General features: G+C 59.9%; 19 protein-coding genes. 12 read left to right on the forward strand and 7 right to left on the reverse strand.

Annotation, left to right across the window (positions count from 1 at the left end; genetic code table 11):
- Positions 1-80 precede the first annotated feature (80 nt).
- On the reverse strand, positions 81-767 hold the full coding sequence (locus tag GS611_RS18085; RefSeq protein WP_117872957.1) for a response regulator transcription factor: 687 nt from the start codon (positions 765-767) through the stop codon (positions 81-83).
- A 162-nt stretch (positions 768-929) separates the two neighbouring features.
- Here GS611_RS18085 and ribA point away from each other — a divergent pair, with 162 nt between their 5' ends.
- A complete protein-coding gene (ribA, locus tag GS611_RS18090; protein WP_152459261.1) occupies positions 930-2,021 on the forward strand; it encodes a GTP cyclohydrolase II in 1,092 nt (363 codons plus the stop codon).
- A complete protein-coding gene (locus GS611_RS18095) occupies positions 2,018-2,518 on the forward strand; it encodes a L,D-transpeptidase family protein (RefSeq protein WP_171637761.1) in 501 nt (166 codons plus the stop codon). Before ribA ends, GS611_RS18095 begins: the two co-directional genes overlap by 4 nt.
- Here GS611_RS18095 and GS611_RS18100 read toward each other — a convergent pair.
- Complete coding sequence (locus tag GS611_RS18100) at positions 2,502-3,161, reverse strand: YggS family pyridoxal phosphate-dependent enzyme (protein ID WP_171637763.1); 660 nt, start codon at positions 3,159-3,161, stop codon at positions 2,502-2,504. The two genes, GS611_RS18095 and GS611_RS18100, sit on opposite strands and share 17 nt — an antisense overlap.
- A 101-nt stretch (positions 3,162-3,262) precedes the next feature.
- On the reverse strand, positions 3,263-4,312 hold the full coding sequence (locus tag GS611_RS18105; RefSeq protein WP_171637765.1) for a porin: 1,050 nt from the start codon (positions 4,310-4,312) through the stop codon (positions 3,263-3,265).
- A gap of 285 nt (positions 4,313-4,597) precedes the next feature.
- Here GS611_RS18105 and GS611_RS18110 point away from each other — a divergent pair, with 285 nt between their 5' ends.
- The 4 genes from GS611_RS18110 to holA all read left to right on the forward strand — a co-directional run bounded on the left by GS611_RS18110 (position 4,598) and on the right by holA (position 9,193).
- On the forward strand, positions 4,598-5,080 hold the full coding sequence (locus tag GS611_RS18110; protein WP_152459265.1) for a DUF3576 domain-containing protein: 483 nt from the start codon (positions 4,598-4,600) through the stop codon (positions 5,078-5,080).
- 72 nt (positions 5,081-5,152) lie between these two features.
- Positions 5,153-7,690 carry a leucine--tRNA ligase gene (gene leuS / locus GS611_RS18115; RefSeq protein ID WP_171637767.1) on the forward strand — a complete coding sequence of 846 codons (2,538 nt, stop codon included), beginning with the start codon at positions 5,153-5,155 and terminating at the stop codon, positions 7,688-7,690.
- The gene (gene lptE / locus GS611_RS18120; protein WP_171637769.1) at positions 7,677-8,168 is read left to right on the forward strand and encodes an LPS assembly lipoprotein LptE; all 492 of its coding nucleotides are present in this window, start codon (positions 7,677-7,679) and stop codon (positions 8,166-8,168) included. The genes leuS and lptE overlap by 14 nt, the downstream gene beginning before the upstream one ends.
- Entirely contained in the window at positions 8,165-9,193 is a 1,029-nt protein-coding gene (gene holA, locus GS611_RS18125) for a DNA polymerase III subunit delta (protein ID WP_171637771.1), read from the forward strand. The genes lptE and holA overlap by 4 nt, the downstream gene beginning before the upstream one ends.
- Before the next feature lies 1 nt (position 9,194).
- Here the strand turns inward: holA and GS611_RS18130 are convergent, their stop codons facing one another.
- Entirely contained in the window at positions 9,195-10,379 is a 1,185-nt protein-coding gene (locus tag GS611_RS18130; RefSeq protein WP_171637773.1) for a TIGR03862 family flavoprotein, read from the reverse strand.
- 48 nt (positions 10,380-10,427) lie between these two features.
- Here GS611_RS18130 and GS611_RS18135 point away from each other — a divergent pair, with 48 nt between their 5' ends.
- Positions 10,428-10,724: an HNH endonuclease gene (locus tag GS611_RS18135; RefSeq protein WP_171637775.1), complete on the forward strand. Its 297-nt coding sequence runs from the start codon at positions 10,428-10,430 to the stop codon at positions 10,722-10,724.
- Here GS611_RS18135 and GS611_RS18140 read toward each other — a convergent pair whose 3' ends face one another.
- The 3 genes from GS611_RS18140 to GS611_RS18150 are packed head-to-tail and all read right to left on the reverse strand — an operon-like array spanning position 10,725 to position 12,807.
- A complete protein-coding gene (locus GS611_RS18140; RefSeq protein WP_171637776.1) occupies positions 10,725-11,462 on the reverse strand; it encodes a VOC family protein in 738 nt (245 codons plus the stop codon).
- On the reverse strand, positions 11,459-12,067 hold the full coding sequence (locus GS611_RS18145; RefSeq protein WP_171637777.1) for an enoyl-CoA hydratase/isomerase family protein: 609 nt from the start codon (positions 12,065-12,067) through the stop codon (positions 11,459-11,461). The genes GS611_RS18140 and GS611_RS18145 overlap by 4 nt, the downstream gene beginning before the upstream one ends.
- Positions 12,064-12,807: an SDR family oxidoreductase gene (locus GS611_RS18150; RefSeq protein WP_171637778.1), complete on the reverse strand. Its 744-nt coding sequence runs from the start codon at positions 12,805-12,807 to the stop codon at positions 12,064-12,066. Before GS611_RS18150 ends, GS611_RS18145 begins: the two co-directional genes overlap by 4 nt.
- 140 nt (positions 12,808-12,947) lie before the next feature.
- Here GS611_RS18150 and GS611_RS18155 point away from each other — a divergent pair, with 140 nt between their 5' ends.
- From GS611_RS18155 to lpxK, 5 genes are all read left to right on the forward strand, one after another.
- Positions 12,948-14,462 (forward strand): DUF2125 domain-containing protein, encoded by a 1,515-nt coding sequence (locus tag GS611_RS18155; protein ID WP_171637779.1) that lies wholly within the window; start codon positions 12,948-12,950, stop codon positions 14,460-14,462.
- A gap of 172 nt (positions 14,463-14,634) precedes the next feature.
- Positions 14,635-15,981 (forward strand): TldD/PmbA family protein, encoded by a 1,347-nt coding sequence (locus tag GS611_RS18160; protein WP_171637780.1) that lies wholly within the window; start codon positions 14,635-14,637, stop codon positions 15,979-15,981.
- Entirely contained in the window at positions 15,968-16,768 is an 801-nt protein-coding gene (locus tag GS611_RS18165) for a 3'(2'),5'-bisphosphate nucleotidase CysQ (protein ID WP_171637781.1), read from the forward strand. Before GS611_RS18160 ends, GS611_RS18165 begins: the two co-directional genes overlap by 14 nt.
- A complete protein-coding gene (locus tag GS611_RS18170) occupies positions 16,765-18,003 on the forward strand; it encodes a 3-deoxy-D-manno-octulosonic acid transferase (RefSeq protein ID WP_171637782.1) in 1,239 nt (412 codons plus the stop codon). Before GS611_RS18165 ends, GS611_RS18170 begins: the two co-directional genes overlap by 4 nt.
- Entirely contained in the window at positions 17,990-18,991 is a 1,002-nt protein-coding gene (gene lpxK, locus GS611_RS18175) for a tetraacyldisaccharide 4'-kinase (protein WP_171637784.1), read from the forward strand. The genes GS611_RS18170 and lpxK overlap by 14 nt, the downstream gene beginning before the upstream one ends.
- Positions 18,992-18,995: the final 4 nt, after the last annotated feature.

The raw sequence follows: 18,995 nt of genomic DNA on the forward strand, positions 1-18,995 counted from the left end.
TAACCCGGACATGCACGGGTTGGGAGTAACCTAATTATGAGTACAGAGTATCACTTTGATCCACATCAATCCACAACCAGTTAAGACACGAGCCTATATCCACCCGATTCTGTGACCAAAAGGCGCGCATTGGACGGATCGGGCTCGATCTTCTGACGCAGACGATAGATGTGGGTTTCCAGCGTGTGGGTCGTGACCCCGGCATTGTATCCCCACACTTCGTGCAACAGCACATCCCGCGCCACGACACCATCGGTTGATCGGTACAGGAACTTGAGGATGTTGGTTTCCTTCTCGGTCAGACGGATCTTGCGGTCTTCTTCCGTGATCAGCATCTTCATCGCCGGCTTGAACGTATAGGGGCCAAGAACAAATACCGCGTCCTCGGATTGTTCGTGCTGCCGCAGCTGAGCGCGGATACGGGCCAGCAATACCGGAAATTTGAAGGGTTTGGAGACATAATCGTTCGCGCCGGCGTCCAGGCCCAAGATCGTATCGGCATCGCTGTCATGACCGGTCAGCATCAGAATCGGGCTTTTCACGCCCTGTTTACGCATCAGGCGGCACAATTCCCGCCCGTCGGTATCCGGCAGACCCACGTCAAGAATGACCAGATCATAGATCGCTTCGCGTGCGCGCTCCATAGCGGACTGGCCGTCTGACGCTTCGAAAACGTCAAAGTCTTCGGTCATGACAAGTTGCTCGCTGAGCGCCTCACGCAGATCCTCGTCATCGTCCACCAACAGGATTTTTTTGAGTTGAGCCATTTCCCGATCCTCCAAACGCTTTTCCATCACTTGCGCGCGGAATATGCAATCAACAAGATTTGCTGCAACGGTTTCACGCCATCGTGTCAGAGTTGGCAGAAATGTTTCACATTTCCTTTCGAAACAGCTAGGAGAAGGGCTGAGCGTTATAGGGTAACATAGATGAGCCTCATTCCCGATATCACCGAACTTCTTGCCCGGGCCCGGGCCGATCTGCGCATGGGCGTTCCAGTGGTTCTGACCGATGACAGCGGCTTTAGCGTTGTGGCGATCTCTGCGGAAACGCTCAACCCGCAGCGCCTGGCCGATCTGAAAAAGCTCGGAGACCCGGTGGTGGCCATTACCGGGCGGCGGGCCGAAACACTCAAGGCGCGGGCCTATGACGGCGATCTTGCACGCGTTTCAATTCCCGCCGATGCAGATATCACTTGGGTGCAGGCGGTTGCTGATCCCTCTGACGATCTGAACGCGCCGATGAAAGGGCCGTTGATGACCGAGCGCCACGGTAACGCCAATTTGCACCGCATCGCGATTGCGTTGGCCAAGTCCGCGCGCATTCTTCCTGCCGCGGTCGTCGTGCCGGTCGAAGATGGCCGGGCCTTTGCGGTATCGCACGGCCTGACCTGCATTGACCACACGCGCGCCGCCCCGCATCTGGCGGACCGCAGCGCCCTGCACGAGGTGGTTGCCGCGCGTCTTCCGATGGAAGTATCCGAGGCCGGCCGTCTGCATGTTTTCCGCCCCGAAGATGGCGGAGAAGAACATTACGCAGTCGAAATAGGCCGCCCGGATCGGGACAAACCAGTGCTGGCCCGATTGCATTCCGCCTGTTTCACGGGCGATCTGATGGGCAGCCTGAAATGCGACTGCGGTCCGCAATTGCGGGGCGCACTGGCGCAAATGGGGGCCGAAGGGGCTGGCGTTCTTCTGTATCTGAACCAGGAAGGGCGTGGTATCGGGCTGGCCAACAAGATGCGTGCCTATTTTCTTCAAGATCAGGGTTTTGACACGGTAGAAGCAAACCACAGGCTGGGTTTCGAGGATGATGAGCGCGACTTCCGACTCGGGTCGGATATCCTGAAATCTCTGGGTTTTAACTCGGTGCGCCTGCTGACCAACAACCCTGCCAAGATCTCGATGATGGAACGCACAGGGATCGCCGTGACCGAGCGCGTTCCTTTGAAAGTGGGTGAAACCGCGCACAACAGGGGATACCTGGCCACGAAAGCCGCGAAATCCGGGCACCTGTTGTGACCCCAGACGATCTTGTGCTCACCCCGCGTGGTGTTCGCTTTCGTGGCAGGACGTTCCCCTGCTCGATTGGAAAAGGCGGATTGAGCAACACGAAACACGAGGGCGATGGGGCGACACCTACCGGATGCCATCGAATCGTCGGCATGCTCTACCGGCCCGACCGGCTGGTCGCCCCCAACTTCTGGGCGATCCCGATTGGGCCGCAGGACTTGTGGTCTGATGACGTCGAAGACAGCCACTATAATCACTTGGTGCTTGCCCCTTATGCGTTCAGTCATGAGAAACTGCGCCGGGCTGATCCGCTTTATGATCTGGTCCTGTTGACCGACTGGAACTGGCCGAATGCCGTTCCCGGCAAGGGATCGGCGATTTTTCTGCATCAGTGGCGCAGGCCCGGCTACCCCACCGAGGGCTGCATTGCCTTCCGTCGGGACCATCTGCACTGGATTGCAGGGCGAATTTCCCTTGGAACGCGCCTGATTATTCCTGAGGCTTGACCCGCTCGCCGAAAATGGCCGACCCGATACGAACATGGGTCGCGCCCAAGGCGATGGCCTGCTCGAAATCACCGCTCATCCCCATCGACAACCCCTCAAGCCCATTGCGGGCTGCGATCTTGGCCAAGAGGGCGAAATGCAAAGTGGGTTCTTCATCGACCGGCGGGATGCACATCAGCCCGCGTACCGGTAGATCCAGCGATCGGCATTCCGCGATAAACCCGTCCGCATCCGCAGGAAGAACGCCTGCCTTCTGGGCTTCTTCCCCCGTATTGACCTGAATGAAAAGGTCGGGGCAGTATCCCACCTCTTGCGCCAGCCGCGCCAGGGTTTTGGCCAGTTTGGGGCGATCGACCGAATGGATCGCATTGCTCAGTTCCATCGCCTGCCTGGCCTTGTTGGTCTGCAACGGGCCGATGAGATGCAGATCGACGGCATCGAACTGCTCTTTGAAAGCGGGCCATTTGCTGGCCGCCTCCTGTACGCGATTCTCACCAAAACACCTGTGGCCCTGCTCCAGCACCGCCTGAACCCGCTCATTCGGTTGTACTTTGGATACAGCGATCAGTTTGACGGAACCGGCAGGGCGGTCCGATCTGGCTTCGGCATTTGCAATGCGTGCGGTGATTTCTTGCAACGACATGGGGCCCTCAATCTGTCTTTGGCGCAGAAAAACACCAAGTCGACGCAAAAGAAAAGGGCGAGTCCGAAGACCCGCCCTCAAACCTTGCGGTTCAGATCAGCTTAGAAGTTGAACTGAGCACCGAAGTCAGCAACGATTGTGTCGCTTGCGCAGCTGTCACAGTCGTTGCGGCCGATACCACCGCGCAGCGATGCACCGCCACCCAGGTCGTAGATCGCACCGATAGCAACCTGCTGAAGGTCAGCAGAGGCGTTACCGTCACCATAGGTGAACAGCAGGGTGGTTGCAGCGCCCAGGTTGTAGGCGGCCGACAGACCCCATGCAGTACCGTCGGTCGCTGCAACATTGGTTGCGTCGTCCGCGACAAACAGAGTACCCGAGAAGTCACCCCATTCGCCACCCAGGGTCAGAACGGTCAGGCTCGGATCGCTGCCTGCACCTGCGTCGGTCTGACCATAGGCCAGAGCGGCAGTGATGTTGTTGAAGGTGTAGGTTGCGCTGATGTCCCAGCGGTCTGCGTCAGCGGTGGTCGAAGTGGTACCACCAGCTGCAACAGTTGTAACCTGCGCTTGGTCATAAGATGCACCAAACGAGAAGTCACCAACCGAATACTGGAAGAACACAGCGTTCGAACCCGAACCGGTCGACGAGTAACCCAGGAAGCTGTAGTCAACGCCCGAGTACTGACCTGCGAACAGTTCCAGGCCTACTTCGTTGCCGTAGTAGTTTGCCAGGTTGTCAAACGAACCTGCGACGTTACCCGCGTCAACACGCAGACCGCCGTAGATGACCGAGAAGCGTGCGCCGTTCAGGCCGGCCGAGTTTGCTTCACCGGTGCTGCTGTTTTCGTCGGCTTGCAGACGAACACGACCTTCAAAACGAACGCCGCCGTCGGTTTCTGCGATGCCGTCGATGTTCAGACGGAAGCGCGAGACCAGGATAGCGTCGTCAGACTGCGCGGTCGAAGTTGCGGAGACGTCATCGGCTGTACCCATCAGGCCGTCTGCACCAGGTCCGTTAACGGTTGTGGTTGCGGTACGGTCTTCAACGTAGCCGATACCAAAACGGCCGTAACCGCTGAAGTTAATCTCAGCTGCCGCAACGCCTGCGGTCGCGATCAGCGCCGTCGATGCGAAGAGAACTTTTTTCATCTTGTTTCCCTCGGTTTCATTCAAAAGAGTTATCTACTCGACACATGCCTCGGCATATGTCTCAGCACGGACACCGTTTCGCTCTTTTTGCCCCCATTGCGCAAGCTTGGCATAAACCCGGTCACGTCATTGGGGTCAGATTGGTGCAAGGATGCCACAGTTCGTTTTTGCCCGGATCAGGCTGACACGCTTACATTTCAGAAGAATAGGCTTGTTGCAGCGAGGGTCCTTGGCTAGGAGTATGCCCTGAATACTGCACAACAAGTGAAACAGGACCTGCTGACAATGCGCCTGCCTACGATTTTGGGATTAATCATGCTGACCACCACTATTGCGGCATGCGGGCAGAATCGAAGCACTTCGACATATTCCCCCAATCCCGCCAGCGGTAATTCCGATGAACGCGAGCTGAACGATCCTGAACGAACAACGCTGTGGGACATTTTCGATCGCAGCACGGCCGAGCAGACCACCAATGTAAACCGGTACTTGTGGGCAGCTTCGCTGGACATTTTGAACTTCTTGCCTGTGCAGGAGGTCGATCCGTTTACCGGAGTGATCGTAACAGGTTACGGCACTCCTCCGGGAGGAGGACGGTCATACAGGGCGACCGTACACATCAGTGATCCGGCGCTTGCGGCCCGGTCTTTGTCCGTCGCCCTGCAATCCAGCGGGGGCGCCCCGGTAAGCGCGGCAACAACCCGTGCGGTGGAGGATGCGATTCTGTCCCGCGCGCGTCAGCTGCGCATCGCGGACAACAAGTTCTAGCACTCCGCCGAAAATCACACTAATACCACGCCGGGTTCCTACCCGGCGTTTTCATTCACGAAGGACCGCACAATGTCGCGCTATTCGGCCACCGAAATCGAAGCAAAATGGCAAGAAGCCTGGGACAAGGCAGGAATCTTCACCGCCAACCACAAGGCGGACAAGCCGAAATACTATGTGCTTGAGATGTTCCCCTACCCGTCCGGCCGAATCCATATGGGGCATGTGCGAAACTATACGATGGGCGACGTCATCGCGCGGCACAAGCTGGCCACCGGGCACAATGTTCTGCACCCCATGGGCTGGGACGCGTTCGGGATGCCGGCGGAAAACGCTGCCATGGCGATCGGCGGCCACCCCAAAGAGTGGACTTACGGCAATATCGCCGACATGCGCGCCCAGATGAAGCCACTGGGCCTGTCGATCGACTGGTCCCGTGAATTCGCCACATGTGATCCGGAATACTATGGCCAGCAGCAGGCGCTGTTCCTCGACATGCTCGAGGCCGGGCTGGTCTATCGCAAGAATGCCGTGGTGAACTGGGATCCGGTCGACATGACCGTTCTGGCCAATGAACAGGTGGAAAACGGGCGCGGCTGGCGCTCGGGTGCGCTGGTGGAACGGCGCGAGCTGACGCAGTGGTTCTTCAAGATCTCGGATTATTCCGAAGAACTGCTGAACGCTCTGGACACGCTGGAAAACTGGCCCGCCAAGGTTCGACTGATGCAGGAAAACTGGATCGGCAAGTCGCGCGGCCTGCAATTCGGGTTCGAGCGCACGGATGGTGGGGAACCGATCACTGTCTACACGACGCGCCCCGACACGCTGCTGGGCGCGTCCTTCGTTGGGATCTCGCCCGATCACCCGATCGCCAAACAGCTTGAGGCCGAAAACCCGGAAGTCGCTGAATTCGTTGCCGAATGCCGCAAGGGCGGCACCACGGAAGAGGCCATCGAAACCGGCGAAAAGCTGGGTTTGGACACCGGCATCCGCGTCAAGCATCCGCTGGACCCGAACTGGGAACTGCCGGTCTGGATCGCCAATTTCATCCTGATGGATTACGGCACCGGCGCGATCTTCGCCTGCCCGGCCCATGACCAGCGCGACCTTGATTTCTGCCGCAAATACGATCTGCCGGTGATCGACACCTTCTTTGCGCTGGACGACGACACGCCGGTCGACAAGATCGCCTTTGTCCCACCAAAAGAGCAGAAAGTCCGCTGGGTGAACCATTTCGCGGGCCTGACCGAAGCAACCGGAGAAGAGGCGATCAACACCACCATCGATTTCGCCGAAAAAGCCGGTTGGGGCGAAGGGGTCACGAAATATCGCCTGCGAGACTGGGGCTTGAGCCGTCAGCGCTATTGGGGTTGTCCGATTCCTGTCGTTCACTGCGAAAGCTGTGGTGTGGTCCCTGAAAAGAAAGAGAACCTTCCGGTTCGCCTGCCCGATGATGTCACCTTCGACAAACCGGGCAACCCGCTGGACCGTCACCCGACCTGGCGCGACTGCGCCTGCCCGAATTGTGGCGCCCCTGCCAAGCGCGAGACCGACACGATGGACACATTCGTGGATTCGTCGTGGTATTTCGCGCGCTTCACCGCTCCGCGCGCGGAAACGCCCACCGATCTGGCCGAGGCGGAATACTGGATGAATGTTGACCAGTATATCGGCGGGATCGAACACGCGATTCTGCATCTGCTGTATTCGCGGTTCTTCGCCCGCGCGATGAACATCACCGGGCATTTGCCGGACAAAGCCATCGAACCCTTCGACGCGCTGTTTACCCAAGGCATGGTGACGCACGAGATCTACCAGACCCGCGATGCCAACGGTCGTCCGGTCTATCACCTGCCCGAAGAGGTCACGGACGGAAAACTGGCTGACGGCACACAGGTCGAGATCATCCCATCGGCCAAAATGTCAAAGTCCAAGAAGAACGTTGTCGACCCGGTCAGCATCATCTCGGCCTTCGGCGCAGATACCGCGCGCTGGTTCGTGCTGTCCGATTCGCCACCCGAACGGGACGTGGAATGGACGGCTGCGGGGGCCGAGGCCGCGTACAAGCATCTCAACCGTGTCTGGAACCTCTGCGACAAGATCGGCGCCATGGACCCGAATGCCACGGGTGAAGGCGATGAGGAACTGCTGCGCGAGATGCACAAAACCATCCGCGACGTGACATTGGGTGTTGAAAGCTTTGGCTTCAACGCGGCCATCGCCAAGCTTTATGCCTTCACCAACACCCTGGCGAAATCCAAGGCAGGTGCTGCGGCCCAAAAGCAGGCCATCAAAACGCTGGCACAGCTGATGTCGCCGATGACACCGCATCTGGCGGAAGATATTTGGGCCCATCAGGGCGGCGAAGGCCTTGTGGCCGTTGCGCCATGGCCCGTCGCCGACGAGGCGATGCTGGTTGATGACACCGTCACCTTGCCGATCCAGATCAACGGCAAGCGTCGCGCGGAAATCAGCGTGGCCAAGGATCTGGACAAAGCCGAGGTTGAAAAAATTGCGCTCAGCACCGAAGCTGTTCAAAAGGCGCTGGAAGGGAATGCGCCGAAGAAAGTGATCGTCGTTCCAGGCCGGATTGTGAATGTTGTCGTTTGATCGCAGAACGTTTTTGCTGATGCCGCTGGCGCTGGCCGCCTGCGGCTTTGAGCCCGTCTATGCACCTGGCGGATCGGGTTCGGCCTTGTATGGCCGCGTCGAGGTGTCGGCGCCCAACACCGTGGAAAGCTATTTGCTGGTGCAAGATCTGGAACAGCAACTGGGGCGAAGCGCCGGGTCGGTGAACGATTTCAAGCTGGACGTTCAGGTTTCGACCGTAACGCGTGGCGCAGCAATCACCACCACAAACGAAACGCAACGCTACACCATCGACGGAAGCGCGCAATACACGCTGCGGTCCAACGCAACCGGTCAGATCATCGCCTCGGGCTCGGTGGCGGATTTTGTGTCATATTCTGCCGCAGGATCGACCGTTTCCACCTTGGCGGATGAGCGCGATGCCAAGAGACGGCTGATGATGATTCTGTCGGGTCAGATCATGAACCGTCTTTACGCCACACCGGGCCTGGCTGCATGAAGTTGGGCCCGCGCGAGGCTGAGGGGTATTTTGCCAAGCCGGACGCGGACAAGACAGGGCTGCTTATCTATGGCGCGGATGCGATGCGGGTTGCGCTCAAGCGGCAACAGGTGCTGGCCGCTCTGCTTGGCGCCCAAGCCGAAGAAGAAATGCGCCTGACCCGCATGCCCGGTGGCGATCTGCGTGGTGATCCCGCCCTGCTGCTGGACGCGGTCAAGGCGGTCGGCTTCTTTCCCGGCCCACGTGCCGTTTTCGTGGAAGACGCAACCGAAACCGCCGCGCCGGCAATTCTGGCCGCACTCGAAGATTGGGCCCCCGGAGACGCCCAGATCATCGTGACCTCGGGGCAATTGAAACCCAGCTCGAAAATCCGCAAGGCGTTCGAAGGCCACCCTGCCGCCTACGCAGTCGGCATTTATGACGACCCGCCCTCACGCGCCGAAGTGGAACGGGTTCTTGCCGAGTCGGGTATGAAAAACGTGCCCCGAGATGTCATGTCTGCAATCAGCGAATTGGCCGTCAGCCTCAGCCCCGGTGATTTCGCCCAAACGATTGAAAAACTGTCTCTTTACAAGCGCGGTGACAGCGCTGATTTGACGATCGAAGATATTGAGGCCTGCGCCCCGCGCTCGACCGAGGCGGCGCTGGATGATGTTCTCAACGTCGTTGCCGAAGGCCGCGCCGGTGAGATCGGGCCGCTGATCCGGAGGTTGCAGGCGCAGGGCACCAACGGCGTGACTCTGTGCATCGGAGCGATGCGGCATTTTCGGACACTCTATGCCTGCGCGTCCGATCCCGGCGGTGCTGCGCAGGGCATCGGTAAGCTGCGTCCACCGGTTTACGGCAAACGGCGTGACCGTATCCTGCGGCAGGCACAAGGTTGGGGCGCGACCAAGCTGCAAACCGCGCTGACGGTTCTGACCGATACAGATTTGGCGCTGCGGTCGGCCGGTCAGACAGCCCCTGCCATGGCGCTGGTGGAACGCGCGATGATCCGATTGGCGATGTTGGCGCGATCCCGCTAGGTCACTCAGCCTTTTCCAGCCAGTCGGCGGCAGACCGACCGGCCCAGCGCCCGGTCGCCAGGCAAGCCGTGAGCAGATAGCCCCCGGTCGGGGCCTCCCAGTCCAGCATTTCCCCAGCGCAGAACACACCCGGCAGGGCCGTCAGCATCAGCCCGTCACCCAGCGCTGCCTGTTTGACACCACCTGCGGTCGAAATGGCTTCGTCCATCGGGCGAAGGCCGACATGCCGGACAGGCAGCTTTTTCAACATGCTCACTTGCACGGATTGAGGGTGGCCACCGCGTTTTGCCATTTCATGAAACAGGGCGATTTTCTGAGCAGACAGGTTCAGCGATTTCCTCATCCACTGGGACAGCGTTGTTTTCGACCGTTTCGCGGACAACCGCGCCAGCAGAGCCTGTTGGTCCAGATCAGGCGTCAGATCAGCAAACAATGGTGTCCCCGCGCGCAAGGCCGGTGTCAGCTTATACAGCCCTCCGCCTTCCAGACCGGTTCTGGAAATCGCAGCCTCTCCTCGGCTCTCCAAATCGCCTGCCATCCATCGGATCGATTTCAATGCGGCCCCGAAATGGGGCTGCATATGTGGGCTCCAATCAACGGAAATGGCTGAGTTTGCGGGTTCAAAGGGTGCCAAAGCCACGTCTTTTCCGGCCAATATCTGCGCCCAGTGACCGTCCGAGCCAAGGCGGGCCCAGCTTGCACCGCCCAGTGCCAGCACGGTGACATCCGTCGAAACACTGCGCCGCCCGTCCGGAGTGTCAAACACCGGCGCATCACTTTCCCAGCCAGTCCAACGCCAGCGGGTCCTGATTTCGACCCCGGCCTTGCCCAATCGTGCCAACCAGGCCCGCAATAAGGGCGAGGCCTTCATTGCTTGGGGAAACACGCGCCCCGTCGAGCCGACAAACAGCGTCTGCCCCAACCCGCGCGCCCAGTGCTGAACAGCTTCGGCATCAAAGTCAGACATGATCGGACGCAACCAATCTGCCGCTTCACCATAGGCGCGGATCAGGTCATCACGCGGCTCGTCCTTGGTCAGGTTCAGCCCCGATTTCCCGGCCATCAGAAACTTGCGCGCGACCGAAGGTTTGGCCTCGGCCACCAACACGGAATGCCCGGCTGCGGCGAGCTGTTCGGCCGCCATCAACCCGGCGGGGCCTGCTCCGATCACCACTGCCTGCGCCATTCGCACCCTCTTGCCTTCGCCCGTCACAGGCGCAAGTTTCACATCATCATGACGAACAGCGATCCAATCTGCCCGCTTTGCGACCGCCCGATCCCCGACGGGGGTGGCAGCCTGCATCATCTGATCCCAAAACTCAAAGGAGGCAAGGGCGGACCTACCGTTCTGCTGCATCAGATCTGCCACAAAGAGGTGCACGCCACCCTGACCGAAGCCGAACTGGCACGCAGTTTCAACACGGTCGAGGCCCTGCGTGCGCATCCAAGGCTCGAGAAATTTCTGACTTGGGTTCGCAAACGCCCACCCGGATTTCGTTCGAAAGTTCCGGGCAAGCGGCGCGGGCGCTGATCAACCTGGCAGGATCTGGTCCCCGACAATATCTGTAAGAGGTTCGGACAGGCCTTCGATCACGATACCCTGAAAGTCCGGTACATGCACGAATTGTGCGCCCGCAACATGTTGGAATTCCAACGTCGTATAGGCGCGTTTCCACAGCCATTCGCGGTTTTCAACAGCCCAAAGGTCAGGATTGGGCGGGGTTTCGTCGGTAAAGGCATAAAAATGCAGGTCAAAGCCGTAAGGGGCGACCTCCTGCATCGACAACAACGACATGCCCTGGGCGCGCCAGAACGCGTCTTCGGCGGCAATATCGCCGGTTCGAAGGGTAATCTGACCGATCCGAGCCTGCGCAAAAGGCGCGTCAGGGTCCGCTGCATGCGGCGGTCGGTTGCCTTCGAAATCATGTTGCAGCAGCTCGATGACGAACCCTTCGGGATCCGCAAGATGGCACATGTAGCCGATGTCCAGAAACTGATTCGGCGTGCTCACTGGAACGTCAAACCTGCGCAGATGAGCCGCAGCAAGATCGACATCCGGCACGGTGATTCCTATCTTCCAGTAGCGCTGCCCCTTGTCATGGGTGTACCCTCCTCCACCCGGCAGCAACAAAATATCTGCGTCTGCACCGTCATAGCCGACACGGTGGCCGGTTTCTGTTCGGCCAACGGACATGCCCAGAATGTCGCGATAAAACGCGGCCAGCCGATCCGGGTCAGCGACCCGCAGGCGCAGTGCAGACAACCTCATGAACACAACCTTGCGATTCCCGCCGCGATCTCGGGGTCGGCGTTCACGCTGTCGGCAACCAGATCGCGTGCGGTTTGCATCAGGTGATCGGGATCGACAATCCGGTCCACCAGGCCAAATTCATACGCCTCTTGCGCGGTGATTTTCTGACCCGCCATAAAGATCAACTTGGCCCTTGCCGGTCCGACCAGAGCCGCCAGCCGCGCGGGGTCGGACGGTTGTGGCAGAAACCCCAGCTTCATCACCGGATAGAAGAACTTGGCCGACGGCACGGCAATGCGCAGATCGCAGGCCAGTGCCATACCGTTGGCCCCGCCTGCCAAAGTGCCGTTCAGTGCGGCAACGGTCAGACAGGGCAACGCAGCAATGGCGCCGGACAGCCTTTCCCAGACATCCGATTTGGCCAGACCGGCGCGCGCTTCGTCCAGATCTGCCCCGGCGCTGAACACTTTGCCCGCGCCCGTCAGGATCAACGCCTTGGCCTCTGTCGCGGATTCGGCGATCTCGGCCAGTTCCGCCAGCATGGCCCCCGTCAGGGCGTTCGCCTTGCCGGGATTGTTGATCGTGACGGTCCACAGGCCACCTTCTTTGGTCAAATCGATCATATCAGCCCGGCCCGTTTGCGAATGTCTTCAAGCCGCAGCGAAATTTCAGTGCCAAGAAACTCATCGGCATCATCCGAGCACATCCACAACAGCGCCCGTGCGGGCCAGTCCGCAGGGATATGCACATCCCAGTCCAGCTGACTGACGGGATTAATGCCGCTGGCCTTGATCGACCGCTGCATATCGGTGGCCACCGTCCCCGGTGACAGGCCCATGGCGCGAATACCATTATGGGCTTCTTCCAGATGCAGACATTCCGTGAGCATCTTGGCCCCGGCCTTCGAGGCGCAATAATGGCTCCAGGCTTCGACCGGGTTCGACGCTGCACCGGACGAGATCGTCAGAATGCTCCCTCCTCCCGCAGCCCGCATCACCGGCAACGCCGCGCGCATCCCGTAGAAAATACCTTTCAGGTTGATGTCGATGGCCTTGCTCCACGCCTCGGTGTCAGCATTCGAGAGATGAAAGATCGGATCGATCACACCCGCGTTGCCGATCAGAACATCCAACCCACCGAACCGGTCCACGCATGTGGCCACGGCTTGTTCCACCTGCGCGAAATCGCTGACGTCACAGGCCAATGCGATGGCCTTATCGCCCAATGCGGCCGCCAGAGCGTCAATCTGATCCTGACTGCGAGCCACCAATGCGACATTGGCGCCGGCTGCGGCAAAAACGCGCCCTGCCTCGGCCCCAATTCCTCGGCTGGCCCCGGTTATGAGAACAGTTTTTCCCTGCATTTGCCCTTCCTCACGCATTGCAATCTCTGTCGGCTACAGCCGTAACGCGTAAACGGGGAAAGGGTCCAGCCCTTGCCCCCTTGACGATACCCGCCACAAAACCGACCATGCGCCACAAATTGATCAAGAAGGGTTACCTTATGTCCGTTTTCCTTCGCCGCAGCTGCGGCGCTGCCTTGGCTTATGCCGTTGCCACCCAAGGGGCGTTTGCCGATCTGTCGGCCGATGACGTCTGGTCCGATTGGCAGAGCTATTTCACCTCGATGGGTTACACCGTCACAGGAGACGAAAGCACTTCGGGCGACGTCACCACGATTTCCAACATGACACTTTCAGTGGCCCTTCCCGAAGAGGACGGACAGTTTCAGATGGTCATGCCGGAAATGACATTGACCGAAAATGGTGACGGGACCGTTACCATTGACCTGCCGGAAAGCTTTCCCATGGAAATCACCGGTCAGGCCGAAGACGAAAACTTCGCAGCCACTGTCACCTATTCCCACAGCCAACTGAACATGGTCGTGTCGGGCACACCGGACGACATGACCTATGACTACAAGGCTGACAATCTGGGCGTGAAACTGGATTCGATTGAGGTCGATGGTGAGGCGCTGCCCAATGATGTGTTTGGCATCGATGTCCAAGCAAGCGATCTGTCCGGCAGCTCGCGGATGCAGATCGGCGACAATCGGAACATCAGCCAGACGTTCAACGCAGCCACGTTAACTTATGATCTGAACTTTCAGGATCCTGAAAGCGGCGAAAACGGGTTGATCAACGGTCAACTCGATCAACTGGCATTTGAGGGCAACAACGTCGTCCCGCCGGATTTTGACTTTTCGGACCCAGAAGCCTTTTACAAGGCTGGTTTTTCGTTTGACGGCACCTTCACCTATGCCGCAGGCAGCACGGATCTGAGCGGGACCAGCGAAGGTCAGGCGTTCTCGATGAACAGCACGTCCGAAGGCGGGCGTTTTGCAGCCAGCATCGATGCAGAGCGTATCGTCTATGACATTGACCAGAACAGCACGAAGATGGCCGTTACCACGGCGGGCCTGCCGTTCCCGATCGAACTTTCGATGGCCAAGGCGGGCCTGAACTTCGAATTCCCCATCCAGCAATCGGACGAGGTTCAACCCTTCGGCTTTGGGCTGAACCTGACCGATTTCACCATGTCGGACGTATTGTGGGGCATTTTCGATCCTGCGGGCGCGCTGCCGCGTGATCCGGCGACGATTGCGCTGGATGCGACGGGAACCGCGAAAGTGCTGATGAATATCTTCGATCCTGAAATCGACGTCGAATCCGACGAAGCGCCGGGGGAACTGCACTCGCTGAAGATCAACGAACTGCTGGTTTCGCTGGTTGGCGCCAAACTGACCGGTACCGGTGATTTTGCTTTCGACAACACCAATACCGAAGAGTTTGATGGCCTGCCCAGCCCAAGCGGCGTGGCGAACCTTCGGCTGGTTGGCGCCAACCAGTTGATCGACACCCTGATCGGCATGGGAATCATCTCGGAAGAAGACGCGCTGGGTGCCCGCATGATGATGGGTCTGATGGCAGTTCCGGGCGCAGAACCGGACACACTGAACTCGAAGATCGAGTTCACCGAAGACGGCCAGATCCTGGCGAATGGTCAGCGTATCAAGTGACAATCAACGGAAAGGGCCGCGCAACATGCGGCCCTTTCTCTGCGCTGCCAACCCTTGCCCAAACCTCTGAAACGGCACTGGTTCACCGCGATCCTCAACGCACAATCTGGTCACAGGTCTTGCGAGACGGGCGGTCCAAGGCTAGGTCCTTGGCAATCAACCCGGAGGCCTCATGACCTGCTCACCAGAAGAAATCAGCCATCACTTGCTTGACGTGGCCCGCAAGGCAGGCGCGGACGCGGCGGATGCCATCGTTATCGACGGATCCTCTGTTTCCGTCGAAGTGCGGGGCGGCGCGCTGGAACATGCCGAGCGCTCGGAAGGGACTGATTTGGGATTGCGGGTGTTTCTGGGCAAACGATCCGCCATTGTGTCCAGTTCCGACAGCCGCCCTGAAACCCTGCGCGCCATGGCGGAACGAGCTGTCGCAATGGCCAGGGAGGCCCCCGAAGATCCGTTTTCCGGGCTGGCTGACAAGGACCAGCTGGTCACAGACTGGAACATAGAGTCACTGGAATTGTCCGACCCCGCCCCGGACCCGTCTGCCGAAGCCCTGATGCAGGATGCCCTGACGGTCGAGGCCGCAGCGCTGGCCGTCGCCGGCGTCACCCAGGTGTCGGATGCGGCCGCAAGCTATGGAACCCACCATGTGCATCTGGCCGCGACAAACGGGTTCACCGGCGGGTACGCGCGCAGCAGCCGTTCGGTTTCCTGTGTTGCGATCTCGGGCGAAGGCACCGGGATGGAACGGGACTATGACGGTGACAGCCGGACGTTCCAATCCGACCTGCGCAGCGCGGAAGAAATCGGGCGCACAGCAGGTGAACGCGCCACGCAACAGGTTGGTGCGCGCAAACCTGAGACGGGAAGTTTTCCGGTTCTCTTCGACGAACGGATCTCGTCTTCGCTCATCGGCCACCTTCTGGCCGCCAGCAATGGCGCGGCGATCGCACGGGGCGCATCTTGGATCAAGGATTGTTTGGGGCAGGACGTTCTGCCTGCGCATCTGTCCCTGATCGAAGACCCGCACCGCCCGCGCATTTCGGGCTCGCGTCCCTTTGATGCCGAGGGTCTGCCGACACGACGCCGGGCAATCGTGGAAAACGGCGTTCTGACCGGCTGGACGCTGGACCTGTCAAGCGGGCGAAAACTGGATATGGCGTCCACGGGAAATGCCGCGCGTGGGGTCTCGGGCCCGCCATCGCCCAGCAACTGGAACCTGAGCCTGACACAAGGTGACCAAAGCCGCGCCGACCTGCTGCGCGATATGGGAACCGGGTTGCTGGTCACGTCCATGATCGGTTCAACGATCAACCCCAATACCGGTGACTATTCAAGGGGTGCATCGGGCTTCTGGGTCGAGAATGGCGAGATCACGCATCCGGTCAATGAATGCACCATCGCAGGCAATCTGCGGGACATGCTGCGCCGGATCATCCCGGCGAACGATGCCCGCCCATACCTGTCGCGCGTGGTTCCGTCGCTTCTGATCGAAGGAATGACACTTGCCGGCAACTGATCTGCCCCTGCTGATCGAGGCGGCGCTGGAGGCCGGCAAGATCGCCACGCGCTATTCCGGCACGCAAGCACAGCGCTGGGACAAACCCGATGGCGCCGGCCCAGTGACCGAGGCGGACCTTGCCGTGAACACGATGCTGGAGGAGCGGTTGTGTTCGGCGCGACCGGGCTATGGCTGGCTCAGTGAGGAATCCGAGGATTCCACCGACAGGCTGGACCGCAGCAGCACTTTCATCATCGACCCGATCGACGGCACCCGAAGCTTTGCAGAAGGCGCGCGCACCTGGGCACATTCCATAGCCGTCGCCGATAACGGCGTGGTGACGGCGGCGGTCATTTACCTGCCGATGCGGGATTTGCTGTACACGGCGGCCCAAGGTCAGGGCGCGTCTCTCAATGGTAAGACGATCACGACCTCGGACACCGCAGAGCTTTTGCAATCAGAAATTCTGGCCGCCAAGCCAAATCTTGACGCACGGCATTGGCGCGACGCGCAGGCGCCAGAATTCGAACGCGCGTATCGTCCGTCACTTGCCTATCGCATGGCTTTGGTTGCGCAGGGGCGGTTCGACGGCATGCTGACCCTGCGCCCCAGTTGGGAATGGGACATTGCCGCCGGCGACCTGATCATCCGAGAGGCCGGCGGCGTGTGTTCCGACCGTACGGGTCGACGGCTGATCTTCAACAACATGCATCCCAGGTTGAACGGCGTGATCGCCGCCAGCGCCTCGATTCATCAGCAACTGTCGGCACTGCTGGATCCGGCCGGGCCGGGAATTGGAACATGAGCAAACCGCGCTCACTCAGCCTGGCCGCCTACAGGGTGTTGTCATGGGGGTTGCGCAACGGGGTTGCGCCGCAATCCAACCTGCCGCGCCCCAAAGGTGAGTTGCTATGGATCCATGTTGCCACACCGGATCGGCTGCGGGCTGTGACCGACTTCTGCCGTCGGCTGTCGCAGGTCAGGGCCAAGCTGAATTTCCTGCTGACAGCCCCCCCGGATGAGGATCTGTCCAACTGGCCGGACAGCAGGTTCCCTTTGATCAACCTGCCACAGGAACAGAGTGGCGCCGCCCGCGAGTTTATCGAATACTGGCGTCCGAACATGGGGTTGTGGGTCGGTGGCGATCTGATGCCCAACATTGTCACGCGCGCTAACGAACAGGCGATCCCGCTGGTCCTGTTCGACGCCCAATTCAGCGTCACTCTGTCCCGGAACGCCCGTTGGCTGCCGGACATCACACGGGTGACCTTTGACTGTTTCCACAAGATTCTCACGCCATCCGCCGAGACGGCTCGGCAGATCCGCCGCCTCGGAATCCAATCCGGAAAAGTTGCGGAATCACCGCCTTTGCGGATCAGCCCCAACCCTCGGCCCTGGCCAGAAGACGAACTTATCGAGACCACTCATACACTTGCCGGGCGCCCGGTTTGGCTGGCGGCATGGGTTCAGGACAAGGAGTTCATCTCGGTTCTGACAGCCCACCGTCAGGCACTGCGGATGCTGCATCGGCTGGTTCTGGTGTTGCACGTGGCAAACGAGCCGGAAGTCTCGCCGCTGAGACGGCGGCTGGAATCGATGGACCTGCGCTGCGTCAACTGGGATGAAGGGGACATGATTGAAGATACCACGCAGGTCGTCCTGACATCGGACCCCGAAAACCTGGGCCTGTGGCATCGCATGGCACCAGTGACCTTCATGGGCAGTTCACTGGAACGCGGCGCGGGCGGTCAGGATCCGTCCGAAGCAATCGCGCTGGGGTCTGCGATCATGTTCGGACCATATGTGCATCGCCATCAGGAATTCTATTCCAGCCTGCAACAGGTGAACGCCGCCAAAGAGGTTAAAACGGCAACCGAACTGGGCGACGCCGTTGTGCAGCTTCTGGCGCCGGATCAAGCTGCCGACATGGCGTTGGCGGGATGGCAATTGTTGACCGAAGGCGCACCGCAGGCTGACGCCCTGATCGAAATGGTGCAGGATATTCTGGATCAGCGGAGTGCGGATCATGCGGGCACCTGATTTCTGGAACACGACCCCGGACCAACCGGATCTTAGGGCGCGTATGCTGGCACCGTTGGGGCGCCTGTATGCAGCGGCAACCGCCCGTAGGATCGCCTCGGAATCCGGCGAAAAGCCGGGTGTGCCCGTGATCTGTATCGGCAACCTCAATGCTGGTGGAACCGGTAAGACACCAACGGTGATCTGGACCCTTGAACAGCTTCGAGGCGCCTGGCACGAACCACATGTCGTCACGCGGGGGCACGGAGGCTCTTTGGATGGGCCGGTGCAGGTTGATCCGGCCCGGCACACGGCTGCCGAAGTAGGAGACGAGCCGCTGCTTCTGGCGATGTTTGCCGAAGTCTGGGTTGCCAAGGACAGGGCGGCGGGCGCACGGGCCGCCGCAGCGGCGGGCGCCACGGCAATCGTGCTGGATGACGGTTTTCAAAACCCCTCGGTGGCCAAGGATTTCTCGATCATTGTTGTCGATGCTCAACGCGGGTTCGGAAACGGTTTGTGCCTGCCTGCCGGGCCACTGCGGGAACCGGTCGACATCGGATTGAAACGGGCCGACCTTGTGTTGTCTCTGGGCGATGAGGCCGCGCAAATGGCTTTCACCGGTCAGTGGGGCGACAAGTTGTCTGTTCCCCATGTCACCGGAGCAATCGAGCCCCTGCAAACCGGCATGGACTGGACCGGCACACGCGCTTTGGCATTTGCCGGTATCGGCCACCCCGAGAAGTTCTTCAAAACCCTGCGACAGCTGGGCGTAGACCTGGTCCGCGCCGAAGCCCTGGACGACCACCAGCCTCTGACTCAGGCACTGATGGCCCGTCTGGAAAACGAGGCGCGCCAACTGGGTATTCAGATGATAACGACCGAGAAAGACGCCGTACGTCTGCCCCCGGCTTTTCGGAGCAAAGTGATCACTCTGCCGGTTCGTCTGCGAGTGGGCGAAACTGACAAGGTCCGCGACATGCTATTGAATGCAGCACCTGCACCAAAATAGGCCC

This window comes from Ruegeria sp. HKCCD6119, assembly GCF_013110585.1.
GTDB lineage: Bacteria > Pseudomonadota > Alphaproteobacteria > Rhodobacterales > Rhodobacteraceae > Ruegeria.